The organism is Taklimakanibacter lacteus, assembly GCA_003576695.1.
In the GTDB taxonomy this organism is placed as follows: Bacteria; Pseudomonadota; Alphaproteobacteria; order Rhizobiales; family Aestuariivirgaceae; genus Taklimakanibacter; species Taklimakanibacter lacteus.
Genome location: QOZQ01000011.1, coordinates 157,360 through 177,748, shown reverse-complemented (window position 1 = coordinate 177,748; position 20,389 = coordinate 157,360). Strand labels below are relative to the sequence as shown.

Here is a 20,389-nt window from a genome sequence, read left to right as displayed (position 1 = left end):
GAAGCAATGGGTGGCCGAAGGCCGGGTGAGGGCTCTTTGCCCGCAAAAGGAACTGTTTTTGAATTCTTTGCACGCTTCATGAAAGAGCCCTCATCCGCCCTTCGGGCACCTTCTCCCATCCTCCGGACGGGAGAAGGGGAAATCTTGGAGGCCTTGCGCTGATGCCGGCCTTCCGGACCCTCGACCAGCTCGACGCGAAGGGCAAGCGCGTCGTGCTGCGCGTCGATCTCAATGTGCCGATCGAGAATGGCGAAGTGCGCGATGCGACCCGCATCGAGCGCATCGTGCCGACCATCAGGGAGCTGCTCGACAAGGGCGCTGCCGTCATCCTGCTCGCCCATTTCGACCGTCCCAAGGGCAAGGTCGTGCCGGAGATGTCGCTGAAGCCCGTGGCGCCGGCGCTCGAAAAGGCGCTGGGCCGGCCCGTGACCTTCGTGTTCACCGACTGGCAGGACGGCAAGGCGGTCGCGGCTGCCAAAGCGGCCAGGCCCGGTGAGTGCCTCCTCATGGAGAACACCCGCTATCATGCGGGTGAGGAGAAGAACGACGCCGGCCTGTCCAGTCTCTTCGCCAGCCTCGGCGATGCCTATGTGAACGACGCCTTTTCGGCGGCGCACCGCGCCCATTCCTCGACCGAGGGCATTGCCCATGTCATCCCGGCCTTTGCCGGGCGCGCCATGGAGGCCGAGCTCAAGGCGCTCGCCGCTGCGCTCGAAAAGCCGAAGCGTCCTCTCGTTGCCGTCGTCGGCGGCGCCAAGGTCTCGACCAAGCTCGAATTGCTCGGCAACCTGTCGGGCATCGCCAATGTGATCGTGATCGGCGGCGGCATGGCCAACACCTTCCTGGCGGCGCTCGGCTATCCGGTCGGCAAGTCGCTCTGCGAGCATGATCTGGCGAACACCGCCAGGGACATCATCGCCACCGCGAAGTCGAAATCCTGCGAGATCCTGCTTCCCGTCGACGGCGTCGTCGCCAGGGAGTTCAAGGCCGGCAGCCCGAGCCGCGTGGTGGACGTGTCCGATGTCGCGGCCGACGACATGATCCTCGATACGGGACCTGAGAGCGTCGCCGCCATCAAGGCCGCTTTCGACAAGGCCGGCACGGTGGTGTGGAACGGCCCGCTCGGCGCCTTCGAGATCGCCCCCTTCGACAAGGCGACCAATGAGGCGGCGCGCCATGCGGCCGAGCTGACCAGGCGCGGCAAGCTCGTTTCGATCGCCGGCGGCGGCGACACCGTGGCGGCCCTCAATCATGCGGGCGCGGCCGATGACTTCAGCTACATTTCAACGGCGGGAGGCGCCTTCCTCGAGTGGCTGGAAGGCAAACCGCTGCCAGGTGTGACGGCATTGAGAGGAGCTTGAGAATGACCGACAAACTCGCGAAAGTGGCCGAAGCGATGGTGACGCCCGGCAAGGGCATACTTGCCGCCGATGAAAGCACCGGATCGATCAAGAAGCGCTTCGACTCGATAAATCTTCCGTCCACGGAGGAAAATCGCCGCGACTATCGCGAGATGCTGTTCTCCGCCAGGGAGGGAATGTCGAAGTATATTTCGGGCGTCATCCTGTTCGACGAGACGATCCGCCAGAAGGCGAAGAACGGGACGCCCCTGGTCGACGTCATCAAGTCGGCGGGCGCCATTCCCGGCATCAAGCTCGACGCCGGCGCCAAGCCTCTGGCTCTGTCACCCAAGGAAACGGTGACCGAGGGCCTCGATGGTCTGCGTGACCGCATCAAGGAATATGTGGCCCTGGGCGCCCAGTTCGCCAAATGGCGCGCGGTGATCGATATCGGCCCGGGCCTGCCCAGCCACAATTCCATCCATGCCAACGCCCATGCGCTGGCCCGCTATGCGGCACTCTGCCAGGAAGGCGGCCTCGTTCCCATCGTCGAGCCGGAAGTGCTCATGGAAGGCAATCACGACATCGATAGCTGCATGAAGGTCTCGGAATGGGCGCTGAGCGAGCTGTTCCGCGAGCTCTATTATGCCGGCGTCGCGCTCGAAGGCACGATCCTCAAGCCGAACATGGTCGTGTCCGGCAAGGACTGCCCCAGGCAGGCCTCGCGCGAGGAAGTGGCGGAGAAGACCGTCGCCGTGCTGAAGCGCTGCGTGCCGGGCGCGGTGCCGGGCATCGCCTTCCTCTCGGGCGGCCAGTCGGACGAGGACGCAACCGCGCATCTCCACTACATGAACGCCATCGGCAACCTGCCCTGGAAGCTCACCTTCTCCTATGGCCGGGCGCTGCAGGCGGCGGCTCTGAAAACCTGGAAGGGCAAGGCGGAGAATGTCACCGCCGCCCAGAAGGCATTCAACCACCGCGCCGAGATGAACGCGCTCGCGGCTGCCGGCAAGTGGTCGCAGAAGCTCGAAAAGGCTGCCTGAGAATCTTGTCTGCTGAACCGTCCTGCCTGAAGGGCCGCCACGCAGCTGCCTCGGGCAGGCCGTCCTGCTTGTGAGGGAGGTTGGTCATGACCGGGCCTGTCGATTACTCGGCTTTCATCGCGCATTGGCGCGATATCGAGGGCGAGGACGACAATCATTACGAGGGCTCCGACGAGCTCCAATCGATCAGCGCTTCCTTCGGCGAAAAATTCGGGCTGATGCGGCTCGGCATCCATCACGAGAGATTGCAGCCCGGCCGGCGCGTGTCGTGGCCGCATGCCGAGGCCGACGAGGAGGAATTCGTCTTCGTCCTCGAGGGCGAGCCGGATCTTTGGGCCGACGGCTATCTGAAACGTCTCAAGCCGGGCGATGGCGTTTCCTTCCCTGCCGGGACGGGCCTCGCCCACACGATCCTGAACAACACCGATCGGGATGTCAGATTCCTGGTGGTCGGCGAAGCGTCACGCACGCGGAGCAGGATACATTATCCACTCCACCCGCATCGCAACGCCGAAATCGGCGCACGGCACTGGAAAATCGATCCCCCGCGGCCGCTTGGGCCGCATGACGGCCTGCCGGACCGGCAGCGCCGCAAGAGCTAGTGCTTCATCTGCACGGCGATTTTGCTCATCTCGTCTTTGATTCGGAGTTTCTTGCGCTTCAGCTCGGCAATTTCGGCATCTGACGAAGCCGGATGGGACATGCAGTCCTCAAGCTCGGCTTCCAGAGCCTTATGTTTTGCCGCCAGTTCACCGAGATGCGCTTGAACGCTCATCAAAGCCTCCTCTGTGTTGACCAAATAAGTGTGACACAGACTTGGGGTCTTGTCGAACCCTGTGCAAGGGCATAGGGGAGTGTGGAAAAATCGGTGCGAAAACGGGGTCTGGCGCCGGAATGAACAACGGGACTGAAGAGAATCTTCTGCAGACGAGGCTCATGACGCTGCGACAGCAACATCGCGACCTGGATGCCGCCATTTCCTCGCTCGAAGCGTCCGGCACCGGCGACCAGCTCCAGCTGCGCCGGCTCAAGAAGATGAAGCTGCAGATCAAGGACGAGATCCAGAAGGTCGAGGACAAGCTGATCCCGGACATCATCGCATGAGCGCCAAGGCACCGGCCCGAAAAATGCGCGCAGGTTCAGGACAAGCCGATGCGCGGAAACAAAACCTTAAAGCGCCGGCACGGCGCTCCAGGGTCGCCATCATCATGGGCAGCCAGTCCGATTGGCCCTCGACCATGAAACATGCGGCCGACACGCTGGCCGAGCTTGGCATTGCGCACGAGGCCCGCATCGTCTCGGCGCATCGCACCCCGGAAAGGCTCTACGCTTTCGCCAAGGGCGCCCGGGATGAGGGTTTCCAGGTCATCATCGCCGGGGCCGGCGGCGCCGCCCACCTGCCCGGCATGACCGCCTCGATGACGACCTTGCCGGTGCTGGGCGTGCCGGTCGAGAGCCAGGCGCTGAAAGGCCAGGACAGCCTCTATTCCATCGTCCAGATGCCGCCCGGCATCCCCGTCGGCACGCTCGCCATTGGCAAGCCCGGCGCCATCAACGCCGCCCTGCTCGCCGCCGGTATCCTCGCCCTCAATGACAAGGCGCTGGGCAAGCGGCTGGAGGCCTGGCGGGCAAAGCAGACCGCTGCCGTTGCAGAACGCCCTAAGGACGGGACTTGATGCGGCTCTCGCGGCCTCTGCCGCCCAATTCCGTCATCGGCATTCTGGGCGGCGGCCAGCTCGGCCGCATGCTGACCCTTGCCGCCGCGCGCCTGGGGCTGCGCTGCCATATCTATGCGCCGGAGCCCGACAGCCCGGCCTTCCAGGTCTCCGCCCACCATATTTGCGCCGCCTATGACGACAGTGCCGCGCTCGAGGCCTTTGCCTCGGCTGTCGACGTCGTGACCTATGAATTCGAGAATGTGCCCGCCGAGACCGCCGCGATCCTCGGCCGCCTGAAGCCCCTGGCGCCGGGCGCGGAAGCGCTCGCCACCAGCCAGGACCGACTGGTCGAAAAGACCTTCCTCACCCGCATTGGTCTCGAAACCGCGCCCTTCGCCCCTGTCGATGATCCGGCAGGGCTTGCCGAGGCGGTTGCCCTTATCGGCCGGCCGGCCATCCTGAAGACCCGCCGCTTCGGCTATGACGGCAAGGGTCAGACGACGATCAGGGCCGATACGGCGCTTGATGCCGCCTGGGCGCAGACCGGCGGGAGGCCCGCCATTCTCGAGGGCTTTGTCGCTTTCGAGAAGGAGGTCTCCGTCATCGCCGCGCGCGGCTGGGACGGCGCGGTAGCGGTCTATGACGTGCCCGAGAACCGGCACGCGAATCATATCCTGCATCAGTCGATCGTGCCGGCGGCGATCGCCCCCGAGACCGCGGAGGCGGCGCGCGACATCGCCCGGCGGATCACCGCGGCGCTCGATTATGTCGGCATCATCGGGGTCGAACTGTTCCTGTCCCGGGAAACCGGTCGCGAGAGGCTGATCGTCAATGAGATCGCGCCCCGCGTCCATAATTCCGGCCACTGGACCATGGACGCTTGCCTCATCTCGCAGTTCGAGCAGCATATCAGGGCCGTCGCCGGCTGGCCGCTGGGCGGTCCGGAACGCCATAGCGACGTCGTCATGACCAATCTCCTGGGCGATGACGCTGCCGGCTGGCAGGATCTTGCCCGGGAGCCCCGGACCGCTATCCACCTCTATGGCAAGGCGGAATCGAGACCCGGCCGGAAAATGGGCCATGTGAACAGGCTGACCCCTCGACAGGACTGAAACCCTGTGCTATTTCGCCCGCCAGCTTGAGAGGGGTAACCCTTTCGATGGGTCTGCTTATCCGGACCCGCCTTCTGGACACAACCGTTAACAAAGGAACCGAGGTCAAATCTCGTGCAAGTTATCGTTCGCGACAACAACGTCGATCAGGCGCTCAAGGCCCTCAAGAAGAAGATGCAGCGCGAGGGCATTTTCCGCGAGATGAAGCTCCGCGGCCACTATGAAAAGCCTTCCGAGAAGAAGGCCCGCGAAAAGGCGGAAGCCGTTCGCCGCGCCCGCAAGCTGGCCCGCAAGCGCCTTCAGCGCGAAGGCCTGTTGCCGGCCCCCAAGAAGGTCGTGAAGCCGTAATTCGCGCCACAAGCGCGGAGACGAAAAAGGCCGGGCAAGTCCCGGCCTTTTCCATGTGAGCCTGCTGGGCGACTCAGGCGGCTTTACGAGCCGCCGCTATCTCCGCCTTGATCAGAGGAACGAGATCGGCATTGCCGGCAAGGATCGTGCCTGTCTCGAACGGCGCCTTCTCGCCTTCCGCCGACATCGTGACGCCGCCGGCCTCGCGCACCATCAGGATGCCGGCGGCGCTGTCCCAGGGCTCGAGGCCGCGGCCTTGCATCACATCGATGCGGCCGGCCGCGACGTAAGCGAGCTCGAGCGCCGCCGAGCCCATCTGGCGGATCGCCGCGACCTTGGGCAGAAGTTGAGCCATCTCGCGCTGGAACTGGGCATGACGATCCTCATCCCCGATCGAGGGAATGCCCCAGGCCACCACGCTGTCGGCGAGGAGCTTGCGCGCCGCCACGCGCAGGCGCCGGTTGTTGAGGAAGGCGCCCTGCCCGCGTTCTGCCGTGAACAGCTCATCCGAGATCGGGTTATAGGTGACGGCTGCCAGGAGATCGCCCTTGCGCTCGAGCGCCACCGACAGCGCGAAGAAGGGGATCGAATGAATGAAATTCGTCGTTCCGTCGATCGGATCGATGATCCAGCGGTGATCGGCATCGCTGCCGGTCACGCTGCCTGATTCCTCCATCAGGAAGCTGTAGCCGGGACGCGCCTTTTCGAGCTCTTCGCGGATGACCTTCTCGCAGCGCTTGTCGGCGGCGGTGACGAAGTTTCCCGGCCCCTTGACCGAGACCTGGAGATTGGCGATTTCGCCGAAATCGCGTTGCACGCCGCGCGCCGCCTTGCGCACGGCATTGATCATGACGGTGAGATTAGCCGATTGAGCCACAATGAGGACCTGCTCTAGAGGGAAAGGAGCTTCGCCCTAGCAAGTCTTTGACCGTGAGCCAAGTGCGCAGATTAGGCCGGCTGGCGATGCCCGGCTTGGCTCATGCTGAAATTCCGCGCCAGGGGCGTCTCTTCCCACCGGCGCGCCACCGCCCCCGCGCCCCACCAGATCGCCAGCGTCACCGCCCAGGCGAGATAGCTGTCGACGGCATAGTGCCAGGCCAGATGGATGGACCCGATGAAGATGAGCACCGCATGGGCGATCGCGACGCTGCGCACGAAGATCGACCTGTTCCAGACCGCGAGCACCAGCAGAAGAGCCGAGGCATTGTGAACGCTCGGCATCGCCGATATGCCGCGCAGGAGTCCCCCCTCGCCGGTATAGCCGGCCCACAGCATGTCCTGGACCGGCACCGCCCAGATCGGCAGCGCCTCATTGGCGGCCCTGAGATAGGCCATGAGACCGGCATAGGGGTCGGGAGACAGGCCAAGCCGGCCATAGAAGGCAGGCCCGGCCGAAGACAGGAGCACCGCCAGCAGGCTGCCGCAGATCACCCAGGTCAGGAAGAAGGCAAGCAATGTCCGCGTGCGATGGATGCCGCTGCGCTCGACCCACAGGAAATGAACGAGGAAGATCCACATCGCCAGGAACCAGAAATTATAGTTCAGGTTGAGCACCAGCGTGACGGGGGCAAAACCGAGCACGGGCTGCAGCCATTCCCATGGCAGCCTGCCGAAATGCATGACACGGTCGAGATGATCGAATGCCGGGTCCCAGGCGAAGGGTTGGAACACGGGTATCAGCGCCTTCACTTGCGCGAAGACGAACATGAAGGGCGGCAGCATGAGGAACAGGGGCAATCCCCTGGCGAAGCGGCCGTCGCGCGTGAAGAAGGTCAGCAGCCCTTTTGCGAGATCCGCCAGCGGATGTTGCGACCGCTCGCGGCGGATGACGCGATCGAGCTCGATGAGGATGGCGGCGGCAAGCAGGATGGGGCCTGACACCAGCATGAAGGTCGAGAACATGCTGACGATCGAGATCATTCCACCCTGATTGATGGTGGAAGCGGCAAAAAGATACGCCGCGATATATGCCGCGCACAGGACGAAGAAGGAGAGATGGGCGCCGAAACTCCCCGGCAGGCTTCGAAACGCCGCCTTGACCGCCGCAACGGCCTCGCGGTCGGGCTGGGCGACCTGGGCCAGGTCAGCCATGGGCGCACCCGTACTCGCAGTCATTGGCTGAAGCCGCAAAATCGCGCATGGTCCCATCCCGTCCGTAAGGATCGGGAGACTGGCAGCTTGGCCTTGAAAAGCTGTTAAGCTTTGCGTGGATTATATCGGTTACTGGACACGAAGCGTTAACTATGATGGGCGGCATGAGCGACTATCACCATACCTATGAGACATGGCGGAAGGATCCGGCCGGATTCTGGGCGGCGGCGGCGCGGGAGGTCGACTGGATCAAGCCCTGGGACCAGGTCCATGCGAAAGTCGATGGGCTCGACCGCTGGTTTGTCGGCGCCGAGTGCAACACCTGCTGGAATGCCGTGGATCGTCACGTCGCGGCGGGCAACGGCGCCAGGACGGCGCTCATCTATGACAGCGCCTTTATCGGCGCCAAGACGCGCTTCACCTATGCCGAGCTTCGCGACGAGGTCGCCACGCTTGCCGCGGTGCTGAGCGATCTCGGCATCGCCGCGGGCGATCGCGTCCTGATCTACATGCCGATGATCCCCGAGGCGGTTTTCGCCATGCTGGCTTGCGCGCGCATCGGCGCCATCCACTCGGTGGTGTTCGGCGGCTTTGCCCCGGCCGAGCTCGCCACGCGCATCAATGATGCGAAGCCGAAGCTCATCATGTCGGCCTCCTGCGGCCTCGAGCCCGGCCGCGTGATCGCCTATAAGCCGCTGGTCGACAAGGCGATCGAGCTGGCCCGCCACAAGCCGCAAGCGGGGCTCGTCTGGCAGCGCCCGCAACTGGCCGCGGATCTGGCTCAGGGTCACGATCACGATTGGGCCGGCCTCGTTGCCGCCGCCCGCAAGAAGGGACACATGGCCGATTGCGTGACCGTCAAGGCGACCGATCCCCTCTATATCCTCTACACTTCGGGCACCACCGGCCAGCCCAAGGGCGTGGTGCGTGACAATGGCGGCCACATGGTGGCGCTCAAATGGTCGATGTCGAACATCTATGGCATCGCCCCCGGCGAAACCTTCTGGGCCGCATCCGATGTTGGCTGGGTCGTTGGCCACTCCTACATCGTCTATGCGCCGCTGCTGCATGGCGCGACCTCGATCCTGTTCGAAGGAAAGCCGGTCGGCACGCCCGATGCCGGCACCTTCTGGCGCGTGATTTCCGAGCATGGCGTGAAGGCCCTGTTCACCGCGCCCACCGCCTTCCGCGCCATCAAGAAGGAAGACCCGGACGGCAATTTCATCCGCAAATATGACCTGTCGGCTTTCCGCACGCTCTTCCTTGCCGGCGAGCGCGCCGATCCCGACACGGTCAAATGGGCGGAAGAGCGGTTGCGCGTGCCGGTGATCGATCATTGGTGGCAGACGGAAACCGGCTGGCCGATCGTCGCCAATCCGGTGGGCCTCGGCCAGCTGCCGGTCAAATATGGCTCGCCCACCGTTCCGATGCCGGGCTACGACGTGCGGGTGCTGGATGAAGGGGGCCATGAGGTGAAGCGCGGCGATCTCGGCGCCATTTGCGTGAAGACGCCTTTGCCGCCCGGCTGCCTGCCGACCCTGTGGGGGAATGACGCGCGCTTCCGCGCCAGCTATCTCGAGCATTTCCCCGGCTATTACGAGACCGCCGATGCCGGCTACATGGATGAGGACGGCTATCTCTACATCATGGCGCGCACCGACGACATCATCAACACGGCGGGCCATCGCCTCTCGACCGGCAGCATGGAAGAGGTCCTGGCGGGCCATCCCAATGTCGCCGAATGCGCGGTGATCGGCATCGCCGATGCCTTGAAGGGCCAGGTGCCGGTCGGCTTTGTCGTGCTGAAGGCGGGTGTCGCTCGCGCGCCGGCCGAAATCGAAGCCGAATGTGTCACCAGGATCCGCGATGAGATCGGTCCGGTGGCGAGCTTCAAGACCGTGATGATCGTCGGACGCCTGCCCAAGACGCGCTCGGGCAAGATCCTCAGATCCACCATGCGCAAGATCGCCGACCGCGAGGACTGGAAGATGCCGGCCACCATCGATGACCCCGCGATCCTCGATGAGATCACGACGGCGCTCAAGACCAAGGGCATGGGCTGAGCATAGCAAGAAATAAATGGCTCACTTCACGTGCGGACCGTAGAGCGCCCGCGCAGCTTCGCCGTCGCTCCGCGTCGGACCGGTGAGCTTCTCGTCATAGCGGAATCCCATCAATGCGCCTGCGGCACCGGGATGATCGAGCCCGATGGCGTGGCCGATCTCATGCATGAGAGTGTAGCGCACATCATAGGTCCTGAGATTCCCGTCAAAGCCGATCTTCCACTTCGCCAGCGGGTTGAGGCAGATCGAGGCATGGCGGATCGACCTTATGCTGTGTGCCGCGGCGGGTGTCGCCTGCTCCGGTGTTTCGGCGAGGCCTCTCTCGGTCGCCGGCGCTTGCGCCTGCGGTCCGGACTCGAGCTCGATATTGGTGAAGGCCCAGCCCGTGGGCTTCCCCTGGGCGCCGATCAGGATGTCGGCCCTGGCGGCAACTGGCGCTTCGACAAAGGCAAGGCCGGTGACCTGCGACCACGCGGCAAAGGCGGCCTCGGCTTCGGCGCGCAGGCGAGGACCCGCCAGGCCGGTCCGTCTCGCCAGTTCATCGAACGCCACCAGGGAAGCGCAATTGCGGGCCGTGGGCGACCTTACTGCCGCATCGGCGAAGCCATAGGTCACCGTGGCCCCCGCGCCCCATTTGGGAGCGCCCCATTTGACCCAGGAGCCATCCAGCACCAGAAGCCGCTGGTCGCTTGCCATGCACGGGCCCGACATCGTCGCCGCCAGAACGATCGCGGCGGCAGCGAAGCTGCGCAGCATCATGCAGTTGTTCCTCACTCACCCATCTGTCGTTGTCGTTCGTGGCGCGGCGTTCGCTGTCTCATTGCGGAACTGCATCCGGCGCGGCCCGGTTTTCCTATAATTCGTCTGCGCGCGCAATCCGCATTTTGCCGCTCACGGACGAAGTGATAGGGGAACTTTTCAACCAGCATCGAATCGCGCGACGCCATGTCACCTTCAGTCATTCGCCACGCCCGCGGCGCCATCGCCCTCACCTTCCTCGTTCACGGCTTTGTCGTGGGAAGCTGGATTCCGCATATTCCGCTGGCGAAGGATCGCCTTGATGTTGGAACCGGGATTTTTGGCGTGGCGCTACTGGCCATCGCGGCCGGTGCCATTGTCGCCATGCCGCTTTCGGGCGGACTGATCAATCGCTTTGGCAGCGCCCGCGTCACCGCCGTCACCGGAATTGCTTTCTGCCTCGCTTTCATCCTGCCGCCTTTGGCCCCGGATCTTTTCACCTTCATCCTGGTCGCCATCGTCTTCGGCGCGACGATCGGCAGCATGGATGTCGCCATGAATGCCCATGGCATCGCCGTGGAAAAGGCCATGCGGCGTGCCACCCTGTCCTTTCTCCATGCGGCATTCAGCATCGGCGCCATGGTCGGCTCACTGCTCGGCGCGCTTTTGCTGGGATTGCTGGATGGCACTGGCCACATCCTCCTTGCTTCGATCATTGGCCTCGTCCTGTTCCTGCCTTGCATGCGTTTCTTCCTGCCCACGGAAATCGACAGGGGCCTGTCTGGCGAGGGTTTCGTCCTGCCGACCCGGGCGACCGTCGGCCTCGGGGCCTTGTGCTTCCTCGCCTTGATGGGCGAAGGCGCCGTCGTCGACTGGTCCGGCCTCATGCTGCGCCAGCGTTTCATGCTGGACGCCGGCACGGCCGCTTTGGGTTTCGCGTCTTTCGCTTCCGGAATGTCACTTTCGCGCCTGCTCGGCGACCGCATGCGCATGAAATTCGGCGCCCGGCGCCTCGTGCGCTGGAGCGCCCTGCTGATGGCTCTCGGGGTGGCCATTGCGCTGGTCGTTCCTTCAGCCACAATTGCGATCATCGCTCTCGCTCTTGCCGGAATAGGCATAGGCAACGCCGCGCCTGTCCTGTTTGCCGGTGGCGGCCGGCTCGAACCCGACGCCCCGGGACGCGGCATTGCCGCCGTGACGACACTTGGCTATGCGGGCTTCCTCGCCGGACCGCCGCTGATCGGCTTTGTCGCCGAGCTGACCGGGTTGACCGCGGCGCTCGGCCTGATCGTGCTCGCATCGCTGGTGATCGCCGCTTCGGCCAGGGCCGCTGGCGCCGCCGATGCCTATTAGCTAGGATCGGGCGAACACGATGAGGGGAATGATGGACAGGCCTGACTTCACGGGCAAGACAGTGGTCATCACCGGCGCCGGCCGCGGCCTTGGCGCGGCCTTCGCCGTCATCCTTGCCGACCTTGGCGCCGAGGTCGTCATGACCGGGCGCAACACCGAGCAGGTCACCACCGCGGCCGAAGCCATTGGCCTGCGCACCGGCCGGCGTCCGCAGACCATCGTCTTCGATCTCGCCGATCCGGGCCAGGTCACCCTCACCGCCAAGAAGATGCGCGACGAGATGCCGAAAGTCGACATCCTCATCAACAATGGCGCGCAATGGCTGCCCGGCAAGATGGACGAGCACGATGCCTATGCCATCGTCGGCACGATCGCATCGGGCGTCACCGGCACGCTGCTCTTCACCCGCGGCCTGATCAAGCCGCTCGAGGCATCGGGCGCCGGCGACATCCTCAACATCATCTCGATCTCGGGCCTTCCCAATGTTCCCTTGCAGGGCGCATCGGTCGCCTTTCATGCCGCCAAGCACGGCCAGACCGGCATGACCGAGGGTCTCAGGGAAGAGCTGAGGGGCAGGCCCATCCGCGTCAGCGCGCTCTATCCACCTAACCTTGTCGACATCTCGCCGCTCGATGCCGAGGCCTGGGAGGCGCCGCGCGATCGCGACTCGCTTGCCACCAACCGCGACATCGTCGAGGCCGGGATATTCGCGTTGAGCCGTCCGCGCCACGTCACCATGGCCTCGATCGTCATCGACCCCGATCACGGCGGCACCCTCCCACAATAGCCGGCAATCATGAAGCTGACCGACAGAATCGCCATCATCACCGGCGCGGCGCGCGGCATCGGCCGCGCTTGCGCCGAGCGTTTCATTGCCGAAGGGGCCAGTGTCATCATCAGCGATATCGATGACGAGCGCGGGCATGAGACGGCCCGGGCGCTCGGCGCCAATGCGCATTATCTGCATTGCGATGTCGGCGATGCGGCTCAGGTCGACCGGTTGATCGGCGCCGTCATTTCCCGGCACGGCGCCATCGATATTCTCGTGAACAATGCCGGCATCACCGCGCCCGGCGACATCCTCGAAGTCTCCGAGGTCGATTTCGACCGGGTGATCAGGGTCAATCTCAAGGGCGCCTTCCTGGTCAGCCAGCGGGTCGCCCGGCAGATGGTGAAGCAGGTGAAGACGGGGCGCAAAGCGGGCGCCATCATCAACATGTCATCGGTCAACGCCGTCGTCACCATAGCGACACAGGTGCCCTACTCCGCCTCCAAGGGCGGCATCAATCAGCTCACCAAGGTCATGGCGCTCAGCCTTGCCGAGCATGGCATCCGCGTCAACGCCATTGGCCCAGGCTCCATCATGACCGACATGCTGACGACGGTGAATGCCGACCCCGAGGCCCGCCATCGCCTGCTGTCGCGCACGCCGCTCGGCCGGATCGGCGAGGCCGCCGAGATCGCCGCCATCGCGGCCTTCCTCGCCGGCGACGATGCGAGCTACATCACCGGCCAGACGATCTATGCCGAAGGCGGACGGCTCTCGCTCAATTACACTGTGCCGGTCAAATCATGATCCGCACGGCCCGCGCGGACGACCTGCCGGCGATCACGCATGTGCGCATCTCGGTCGTCGAGAACCATATGAGCGTCGCGCAGATGGCCGAGCGCGGCATCACGCCGGCGAGCACAGCAGCGGCGATGGCCGCCGGCGACCTTGGCGCCTGGGTGGCCGAGGAAGATGGCGAGATCGTCGCCTTCGCCATGGCCGACCGGCGCGATGCGTCGATTTTCGCGCTCTTCACCTTGCCCGGCCGGGAAGGCCGGGGCTACGGCTCGGCCCTTCTCGCCCGGGCGGAAGCCTGGCTCGTGGAGATGGGTCATCGCGAGGCCTGGCTCACCACCGCAACGGGTTCCAGAGCCGCTGCTTTCTATGCATTGAAAGGCTGGCGGATGACGGAAGAAGGCGACCCGGGCGACACCTTCTTCCGCAAGACCCTCACCGGCTGACCGACAGGCGCGTTATTCGGCCGCTTCCCTGAAGGACGGCGACAGTTGCGCCGCCTGCCCCAGGCGGCGCTTGCGCAGGCCCGACGGCGTATCGCCGAAGTGGCTGCGGAAGCTGCGGTTGAAGTAGGACATGTCGGTGAAGCCCGCCTGTCGCGCGATGGCCGAGATCTTGAGATTGCCCTTTGCCTCATCACTGAGCAGCGCCTCGACCAGTTCGAGCCTGCGGGCGAGCACATGCTCGGAGAAGGTGCGGCCGCTTTCCTCGAGCAGGAAATGTATGTAGCGCGGCGTCACGCCGAGCATCTCGGCCACCAGGGCGGCACTCAGCCGGTTGTCGCCGATATTGCGCTCGATCTCGCGCAGCACCGCGGCATGGCGCATCGCCCGTACGCCGCGCTTCTCGGCCAGTTGCAGCACCTCGCTTTGGGCGCCGACCGCCATGCTGATGAGATCGACCAGGTGCTCTCCGAAAATCCGCGCTTCCTGCTCATTGCCGAGCGCGTCACTGCCTTCAAGCCCGTCGAGATACCGGATCAACAGCTTGACCGCCATTCCGCAGTTGCTCAGCCGCAGGCCCGCGAAGCGCTTGATATGGGGCACCATCTTCGCCATGTCGGCGCGCGCCACCTTCAGTGTCCAGTAATGCGTCCCACTTTCCATTTCGAGACTGCCCGGCTCGGCGCTGTCGCAAATGATGCCTTCGCCCGATGATATGCGCGTCGCACCATCGTCCCGGATGCACCGCATGCCGCCTTCGCGGCATATCACCGCGAAGATGGCGTCGCCCCCATTGCTGACCAGTTCCGGGGTTCGCACAAGGCTTGGCGTCGTCGTCGTGACCTTGGCGACCTCGACCATGCCGAGCCGGCAGCGCCGGATCGTGCCGCAGAACCGCGCTTCCTCTTCCACGGCGCTGCCGAACGCCGCGTGGCGCTGTATCAGCTCCTCACAGGAGGCCGGAAAGCGCCCGACTTCCGGCGGCACGCTGGTGCTGAATTCATGCCAGACAAGTATGTTCATCCCCATTGCGGACTCCTTGCGACGAGATTGCCCTCTCCATCTCAAGTGTTGCGAATTCAACATATAGGCACTTTTCTGAACGGCGCCTAACCGGGCCGTTCATTTCCGGTTCATCAACCTAAGCCACTATAAAATTTGAAATTTTCGGCAAAGAATCGAGTGAACAACATATTGTCGTAAAGCGAAATGCCCTTTCGACAACCTTAGAATGTTTCCATCTTACACTAAAAATGTTGCATCTACAACATAATACCAAAGCAGCTACCCGCGAAGAAAATTACGCGCCGGCGGCAAGAGCCGCCAGCGCGCAGGGAAAAGCTGATGCTGCAAATCCGGGAGAATCAGTCGAGCTTGATCACTTGCCCGGTGATCGCGCCTTCGACGCTCTTCACATAGGCGATGCCGACGCGCTCGGACGAGACCGGCACATGACCGGGAAAGAACCCATCATATTTCTTGGCCGATACGTCGAGCACGGTCGGACTCACGACATTGATGCGGATTTGGCGCTCGAGCTCGATGGCGGCGCTCATCGCGAAGGCATTGAGCGCGCCGTTCACGGCCGAGGCATTGGCGCCCTTGCGGATCGGGTCGCGGTCGAGCACGCCGCCGGTCAGGGTGAAGGAGCCCTTGTCATTGATCAGCGACTGGCCGATGAGGACGACATTGACTTGCCCCATCAGCTTGTCCTTGAGGCCGACCATGAACTGCTCGTCGGTCATCGTGGCGAGCGGACCGAAATGCGCATGCCCGGTGCAGGCGACAACGGCGTCGAGCTTGCCCGCCTCCTTGTACATATTGACGATCGACTGGCGGTCGAGCAGGTCGACCTTCACGTCTCCCGATGTGCGCCCGGCGGTGACGATCTCGTGCCGGCCCTTCAGCGCGCCGACGGCGGCCTGGCCGAGCGCGCCATTCGCCCCGATGATCAGTACACGCATTATTCGTCCTCGCTCGGCGCCTTGAGGCCCTTGAGCTTGGCGAAGACGGAATCGGCGTCATATTCCTCTTCCTGCGGCTTCTTGGCCTGAGGCTCGGGCTCGGCGGGAGTCGCCGGAGGAACCACGGCCGCCGCCGCCGGGATGAGGGTGCGGACCGGCTCGGCGTCGGGGACGATGCCGCGACCGGCCTTGCGCGCCGCCTTCTGCACGGCGAAATCGAGATCGATCTGCGAGCACAGGCCCAGCGACACCGGATCGACCGGCTTGATGTTGGGCGCGTTCCAGTGGGTGCGGTCGCGGATGGCGGCGATCGTCGTCTTGGTCGTGCCGACGAGCTTCATGACCTGCGAATCCGGCAATTCCGGGTGATAGCGCAGGAGCCAGGCAATGGCATCCGGGCGGTCGCCGCGCTTCGAGACCGGCGTGTAGCGCGGTCCCTTGGTCGATTTCTGGACGGCGATATTGACCTTGGGCTCGAGCAGCTTGAGCCGGTAGTCCTGGTTCTTCTCGCCCTTCTCGATCTCCTCGCGGGTGAGCTGGCCGCCGGTCACCGGGTCGAGGCCCTTGATGCCCTGGGCGACGTCGCCATCGGCGATGCCCTTCACCTCGAGCTCATGCAGGCCGGCGAAATCGGCGATCTGCCGGAAGGTGAGCGCAGTGTTCTCGACCAGCCAGACAGCCGTGGCCTTGGGCATGAGCGGTGCGCGTGACATAGGTAAAAACTCCTTCAGAACCGAAGCTCTGTGATCGCGAGATCAAAAGATTGATGGAATAGGGGCTATATAGGCGCTGCCCCCCTCAGGGCACAAGCACAATCTTGCCCACATGGGCGCTCGTTTCCATGAGCCGGTGGGCTTCCGCGGCCTCGCTCAGCGGGAAGGTCTTGTAGATTTGCGGCCTGATCTTGCCTTGGGCGATGAGCGGCCAGACCCTGGCCTCGAGCGCCCGGGCGATCAGGGCCTTCTCCGCCACGCTGCGCGGCCTGAGCGTCGAGCCCGTGAGGGTGAGGCGCTTTACCATGATGGGCAGGAGGTCGACCTCGACCTTCGATCCCTTGAGGAAGGCGATATTGACGATCCGCCCGTGCATGGCCGCCGCCGCCATGTTGCGCCCGATATAATCGCCGCCCACCATGTCGAGGATGACATCGGCGCCCTTGCCATCCGTCAGTTCCTTGACGATGGCGACGAAATCCTCGTCTCGGTAATTGATGCCGCGCTCGGCCCCCAGCGCTTCGCAGGCCCGGCACTTGACGGCGCTGCCGGCCGTGGCGAAGACGCGCGATCCCAGGTGATGCGCCAGCATGATGGCGGTGGTGCCGATGCCGCTCGAGCCGCCATGGACGAGCAGCGTCTCACCGGACTTGAGTCCTGCCCGCTCGAACACATTGGTCCACACGGTAAAGAAGGTTTCAGGCACGCCGCCCGCCTCGGTCAGCGACAATCCCTCAGGCACCGGCAGCGCATTGTCCTCGGCCGCGGCGCAATATTCGGCATAGCCACCGCCCGGCACCAGCGCGGTGACGGCATCGCCCTCCTTGTAGCGCTTTACCAACGGGCCCCTGGCCACGACCGTGCCCGCCACTTCGAGCCCCGGCGTCAGGGGCGCGCCGGCGGGCGGCGGATAGCCGCCCTGGCGCTGGAGCACATCGGGGCGGTTGACGCCCGCCGCGGCGACCTTGATCAGCACCTCGCTGTCCTTGAGCGGCGGAACGGCGATCCGCTCCGGCTTGAGCACCTCAGGCCCGCCCGGTCTGGCAATGGCAATGGCGGTCATCTGGCGCGGCAAGTCGGTCATGCAAATCTCCTGCAAATGGCATCGCCGGAGATTGAATCTTTCCGTGTGACTTGTCGAGTTCTCAGAGCCCCAGTGCCGATTTCACCGCGGGCAGTGCCGGCTGGCCATCGAAAGTGGCAACCCCATCCAGCCATCTGGCGAGCTTGTCGGGATTGCGTTTCAGCATCTCGCGCGCCGCGTCTTCGGCCGTCCTGCCTTCGCCCAGCACCATCTGCATGCCGTAGTTCTCATAGTCCAGGTCAAAGACCAGATTGGCGAACAGTTTCGCCGCATTGGGGCATTCGCTCGTGAAGCCCTTGCGCGCGATCGTGCGCACCGTGGCGCCGCCGAAATTGGGACCATATTCGACATCGCCGCCCGCCAGATAGGTCATCTCGTGATCGAGATTCATCGGATGCGGCGCCCAGCCCAGAAACACGATCCAGTCCTTGCCGGGCACCGATTTCCTAACCTGGGCCAGCATCGCCGCTTCGCTCGATTCGACGATCTCCCAGCCGCCGAGCCCATGCCGGTTGGCGGCCACCATATCGAGCAGCGGCTGGTTCGAGCCGGGCTCGATGCCATAGATCTTCTTGCCGAACTGATCGCCATGCTGGGCCAGATCGGCAAAGCTCTTCACGCCGGCATCCGACACATATTTCGGAACCGCCAGGGTGAATTTGGCGCCTTCCAGATTGACGCCCAGGACCTCGACCGAACCCTCTTCGAAATAGGATCTATACTGCTCGTCCTGCACCGGGCGCCAATTGCCCTGGAACACGTCCATCTCGTTGTTCTTGAGGCTCATATAGGTGACATCGAGCCCGAGCAGCGTCTGGGTCGCTTCGTAGCCCAGGGCGTCGAGCAGCACTTCCGCAGTGCTGTTGGTGAGCGCGATATCGGTCCAGCCGAGGTCCGAGATCCGCACCTTCTGGCATTGCGGCGCATCGGCGGCCTGGGCGGCCTGGGCGGCCCAGGAGCAGCAGCCGAACAGTAAGGTGAAGGCGAGCATTCTGCGCATGTGTTGTTTCCTCTCCCGGCGCTTATGGTTTTCGCCCAGCCTATTCGCGTCTCATTATATGTCAATACAGGAAATTGTACGATCGTACAAGTTATTGATTTGAGATATAATATCACCTGTCATGCGCAAGCGAATCGATGAAATCCGCCGCGCCGAGCTGATCGAGGCGGCGCACCGCGTCTTCCTGCGCGAGGGCCTGCCGGGCCTCACCACCGCCCGCATCTGCAAGGAGGCCGGGATGTCGCCGGGCATCCTCGCTTATTATTTCAAGGGCAAGGACGAGGTGCTCTACGCCATGGTGAGGTTCAACAACCGGCTCCTGATGGAGGATGTGATCGCTCGCATGCGCCAGGCCGCAACTTCCTGGCAGCGCCTCGAAGCGATCGTGGAAGGCAATTTCCCCGCCACCGCCTTCAACCGCAATGTCGCCACCGCCTGGCTGTCGGTGTGTGCGGCGACCAATACGAACCGGAACTATGAGCGCCTCCAGCGCCTGTTCCATCGCCGCATCGCTTCCAATTTGGCCTCCGCCTTCGCGGGCCTGCTGGACAAACGGCGCCTGCGTGAGGCGAGCCTGTCGATCGCCGGCCTGATCGATGGCCTGTGGCTGCGCAAGGCGGTGGGCGACGACATTGGCCGCGAGGAGGCCATTGCCACCGTCCTGCGCAATCTGGTCGCGCTTCTGAGTGCCGAGGAAGTCGACGCGCTGCGCCGGCGCCCATACGGTTTCGCGCCGTGAGGCAACCGGACCTCCGCGAAAAACTTGCACGCCGCCCATGCCGGCGCCAAACTGCCGGCTCGGTTGATCTTATCGCCAAGGGAGAGTTGCCCATGGACCTCGACGACATTCGTCCGCTCAAGAAATCCGAGATCGTCATTGGCGAGGATCTGGCTCTCCTGTCGGTAGCCGAACTCGAACACCGTGTTCATCTTTTGGAATCCGAGATCATCCGCATCCGCGAGGCGATCGCCGGCAAGCAGTCGAGCAAGGCCGCCGCCGACGCGTTTTTCCGCAGCTGACAGGCCGTTCAGACTCTTTTTGCGTTAAGCAACCGTATCGTTAACCAATCGGTAAGGGATTCGGTTGTATTTTCATCAACGTAATCCAGTCATCTGGATTCTCCGAGTGGCTCCTGTCCACTCTGTTTGACGCCTCCCTGTTAGAACCTTTAAGCCGCGCTTCTGCGCGGCTTTTTTTTGGCCTGTTAATTGCTCGTTAATCCCTGTTACGGCCGTTTCCTGTGGATAGTGGCCGAAAATGAACCAAGATTAATGTTCCGTTAATCCCGTTTCGATGAGGGTGCGACGGAGAAAAGAACGAAAGAATCGATTCTCATGAAGGCTACAGGGGAAAACAGCAGGAACGACGGCAATGAGAGCCTCGTCGATTTCCTGGCACGGTTCACCGCGTCCGACCAGTTTGCCGGAATATTCAAGGAAGGCATGGGGCTTGTCGAAGAGACGGCCAATTACCTGGACGGTCCCGGCCGCCAGGATGCCCGCCTCCTCGACCGCACCGGCGCCATCGCCTATGCCACCGAGAGCATGCGCCTGACCACGCGCCTGATGCAGCTTGCCTCCTGGTTGCTGCTGCAGCGGGCGGTCAGCGCCGGCGAGATTTCGCTCGAGGACGCCTCCAAGGAGAAGCACCGCATCAACCTGGCCGAGATCGGCGCCGGCCACACGCTCACCGGCTATGACCAGATTCCCCTGGCCCTCAAGGAGCTTGTCGACCGCTCCCTGCGCCTGCATGAGCGCATCCAGAAGCTCGACGAGATGCTCTCCGCCAAGGCCAGGTCCGCCCCGGTGCAGCCCAATCCGGTCAGCCACCAGATGGACCGGCTCGCCGCGGTTTTCAAAATGGCACGCCGCTAA

At 63.8% G+C, this 20,389-nt stretch carries 24 protein-coding genes; 15 read left to right on the top strand and 9 right to left on the bottom strand.

Features of this window, described 5'->3' with window-relative positions; genetic code table 11:
- Window positions 1–161 precede the first annotated feature (161 nt).
- The 3 genes from DT068_RS22105 to DT068_RS22095 all read left to right on the top strand — a co-directional run bounded on the left by DT068_RS22105 (window position 162) and on the right by DT068_RS22095 (window position 2,985).
- The gene (locus DT068_RS22105; protein ID WP_119392057.1) at window positions 162–1,361 is read left to right on the top strand and encodes a phosphoglycerate kinase; all 1,200 of its coding nucleotides are present in this window, start codon (window positions 162–164) and stop codon (window positions 1,359–1,361) included.
- Window positions 1,362–1,363: 2 nt separating this feature from the next.
- On the top strand, window positions 1,364–2,383 hold the full coding sequence (locus tag DT068_RS22100; protein ID WP_119392056.1) for a class I fructose-bisphosphate aldolase: 1,020 nt from the start codon (window positions 1,364–1,366) through the stop codon (window positions 2,381–2,383).
- Between the two features lie 86 nt (window positions 2,384–2,469).
- Complete coding sequence (locus DT068_RS22095) at window positions 2,470–2,985, top strand: cupin domain-containing protein (RefSeq protein WP_119392055.1); 516 nt, start codon at window positions 2,470–2,472, stop codon at window positions 2,983–2,985.
- On the opposite strand, the gene DT068_RS22090 is transcribed toward DT068_RS22095, so the two are convergent.
- Complete coding sequence (locus tag DT068_RS22090; protein WP_119392054.1) at window positions 2,982–3,158, bottom strand: YdcH family protein; 177 nt, start codon at window positions 3,156–3,158, stop codon at window positions 2,982–2,984. The two genes, DT068_RS22095 and DT068_RS22090, sit on opposite strands and share 4 nt — an antisense overlap.
- 119 nt (window positions 3,159–3,277) lie before the next feature.
- Here DT068_RS22090 and DT068_RS22085 point away from each other — a divergent pair, with 119 nt between their 5' ends.
- From DT068_RS22085 to rpsU, 4 genes are all read left to right on the top strand, one after another.
- The gene (locus DT068_RS22085; RefSeq protein ID WP_119392053.1) at window positions 3,278–3,487 is read left to right on the top strand and encodes a YdcH family protein; all 210 of its coding nucleotides are present in this window, start codon (window positions 3,278–3,280) and stop codon (window positions 3,485–3,487) included.
- 23 nt (window positions 3,488–3,510) lie between these two features.
- The gene (gene purE / locus DT068_RS22080) at window positions 3,511–4,059 is read left to right on the top strand and encodes a 5-(carboxyamino)imidazole ribonucleotide mutase (RefSeq protein WP_119392116.1); all 549 of its coding nucleotides are present in this window, start codon (window positions 3,511–3,513) and stop codon (window positions 4,057–4,059) included.
- Window positions 4,059–5,153 carry a 5-(carboxyamino)imidazole ribonucleotide synthase gene (locus tag DT068_RS22075; RefSeq protein ID WP_119392052.1) on the top strand — a complete coding sequence of 365 codons (1,095 nt, stop codon included), beginning with the start codon at window positions 4,059–4,061 and terminating at the stop codon, window positions 5,151–5,153. The genes purE and DT068_RS22075 overlap by 1 nt, the downstream gene beginning before the upstream one ends.
- Window positions 5,154–5,267: 114 nt before the next feature.
- Window positions 5,268–5,501 carry a 30S ribosomal protein S21 gene (rpsU, locus tag DT068_RS22070; protein WP_119269428.1) on the top strand — a complete coding sequence of 78 codons (234 nt, stop codon included), beginning with the start codon at window positions 5,268–5,270 and terminating at the stop codon, window positions 5,499–5,501.
- Between the two features lie 73 nt (window positions 5,502–5,574).
- On the opposite strand, the gene DT068_RS22065 is transcribed toward rpsU, so the two are convergent.
- Together DT068_RS22065 and DT068_RS22060 are read right to left on the bottom strand one after the other, a co-directional pair.
- Window positions 5,575–6,378 (bottom strand): inositol monophosphatase family protein, encoded by an 804-nt coding sequence (locus DT068_RS22065; RefSeq protein ID WP_368904993.1) that lies wholly within the window; start codon window positions 6,376–6,378, stop codon window positions 5,575–5,577.
- A gap of 71 nt (window positions 6,379–6,449) precedes the next feature.
- Window positions 6,450–7,592, bottom strand: a complete 1,143-nt coding sequence (locus tag DT068_RS22060; protein WP_162914369.1) for a phosphatase PAP2 family protein — start codon at window positions 7,590–7,592, stop codon at window positions 6,450–6,452.
- Window positions 7,593–7,756: 164 nt separating this feature from the next.
- Between DT068_RS22060 and DT068_RS22055 the strand changes: the two genes are divergently transcribed.
- Window positions 7,757–9,655, top strand: coding sequence for a propionyl-CoA synthetase (locus tag DT068_RS22055; protein WP_119392115.1), 1,899 nt, complete (start codon window positions 7,757–7,759; stop codon window positions 9,653–9,655).
- A gap of 21 nt (window positions 9,656–9,676) precedes the next feature.
- On the opposite strand, the gene DT068_RS22050 is transcribed toward DT068_RS22055, so the two are convergent.
- Window positions 9,677–10,414, bottom strand: a complete 738-nt coding sequence (locus DT068_RS22050; RefSeq protein ID WP_119392049.1) for a matrixin family metalloprotease — start codon at window positions 10,412–10,414, stop codon at window positions 9,677–9,679.
- A gap of 186 nt (window positions 10,415–10,600) precedes the next feature.
- Between DT068_RS22050 and DT068_RS22045 the strand changes: the two genes are divergently transcribed.
- The 4 genes from DT068_RS22045 to DT068_RS22030 are packed head-to-tail and all read left to right on the top strand — an operon-like array spanning window position 10,601 to window position 13,756.
- On the top strand, window positions 10,601–11,746 hold the full coding sequence (locus DT068_RS22045; protein WP_119392048.1) for an MFS transporter: 1,146 nt from the start codon (window positions 10,601–10,603) through the stop codon (window positions 11,744–11,746).
- Window positions 11,747–11,774: 28 nt separating this feature from the next.
- Entirely contained in the window at window positions 11,775–12,533 is a 759-nt protein-coding gene (locus DT068_RS22040; RefSeq protein ID WP_368904990.1) for an SDR family oxidoreductase, read from the top strand.
- 9 nt (window positions 12,534–12,542) lie between these two features.
- Window positions 12,543–13,322 (top strand): SDR family NAD(P)-dependent oxidoreductase, encoded by a 780-nt coding sequence (locus tag DT068_RS22035; RefSeq protein WP_119392046.1) that lies wholly within the window; start codon window positions 12,543–12,545, stop codon window positions 13,320–13,322.
- Complete coding sequence (locus DT068_RS22030) at window positions 13,319–13,756, top strand: GNAT family N-acetyltransferase (RefSeq protein ID WP_119392045.1); 438 nt, start codon at window positions 13,319–13,321, stop codon at window positions 13,754–13,756. The genes DT068_RS22035 and DT068_RS22030 overlap by 4 nt, the downstream gene beginning before the upstream one ends.
- 12 nt (window positions 13,757–13,768) lie before the next feature.
- Here DT068_RS22030 and DT068_RS22025 read toward each other — a convergent pair whose 3' ends face one another.
- From DT068_RS22025 to choX, 5 genes are all read right to left on the bottom strand, one after another.
- Window positions 13,769–14,776: a helix-turn-helix domain-containing protein gene (locus DT068_RS22025; protein ID WP_162914368.1), complete on the bottom strand. Its 1,008-nt coding sequence runs from the start codon at window positions 14,774–14,776 to the stop codon at window positions 13,769–13,771.
- Between the two features lie 341 nt (window positions 14,777–15,117).
- On the bottom strand, window positions 15,118–15,717 hold the full coding sequence (locus tag DT068_RS22020; RefSeq protein WP_119392043.1) for a short chain dehydrogenase: 600 nt from the start codon (window positions 15,715–15,717) through the stop codon (window positions 15,118–15,120).
- Entirely contained in the window at window positions 15,717–16,430 is a 714-nt protein-coding gene (locus DT068_RS22015) for a DUF1013 domain-containing protein (RefSeq protein ID WP_119392042.1), read from the bottom strand. The genes DT068_RS22020 and DT068_RS22015 overlap by 1 nt, the downstream gene beginning before the upstream one ends.
- An 85-nt stretch (window positions 16,431–16,515) precedes the next feature.
- Window positions 16,516–17,514 (bottom strand): NAD(P)H-quinone oxidoreductase, encoded by a 999-nt coding sequence (locus DT068_RS22010; RefSeq protein WP_119392041.1) that lies wholly within the window; start codon window positions 17,512–17,514, stop codon window positions 16,516–16,518.
- A 61-nt stretch (window positions 17,515–17,575) separates the two neighbouring features.
- Entirely contained in the window at window positions 17,576–18,514 is a 939-nt protein-coding gene (choX, locus tag DT068_RS22005; RefSeq protein ID WP_119392040.1) for a choline ABC transporter substrate-binding protein, read from the bottom strand.
- A 121-nt stretch (window positions 18,515–18,635) separates the two neighbouring features.
- Between choX and betI the strand changes: the two genes are divergently transcribed.
- The 3 genes from betI to rcdA all read left to right on the top strand — a co-directional run bounded on the left by betI (window position 18,636) and on the right by rcdA (window position 20,389).
- Window positions 18,636–19,253, top strand: coding sequence for a transcriptional regulator BetI (gene betI, locus DT068_RS22000; protein ID WP_119392039.1), 618 nt, complete (start codon window positions 18,636–18,638; stop codon window positions 19,251–19,253).
- Window positions 19,254–19,345: 92 nt separating this feature from the next.
- Entirely contained in the window at window positions 19,346–19,534 is a 189-nt protein-coding gene (locus tag DT068_RS21995) for a DUF1192 domain-containing protein (protein ID WP_119392038.1), read from the top strand.
- Window positions 19,535–19,849: 315 nt separating this feature from the next.
- Window positions 19,850–20,389, top strand: a complete 540-nt coding sequence (rcdA, locus tag DT068_RS21990; protein ID WP_119392037.1) for a protease adaptor protein RcdA — start codon at window positions 19,850–19,852, stop codon at window positions 20,387–20,389.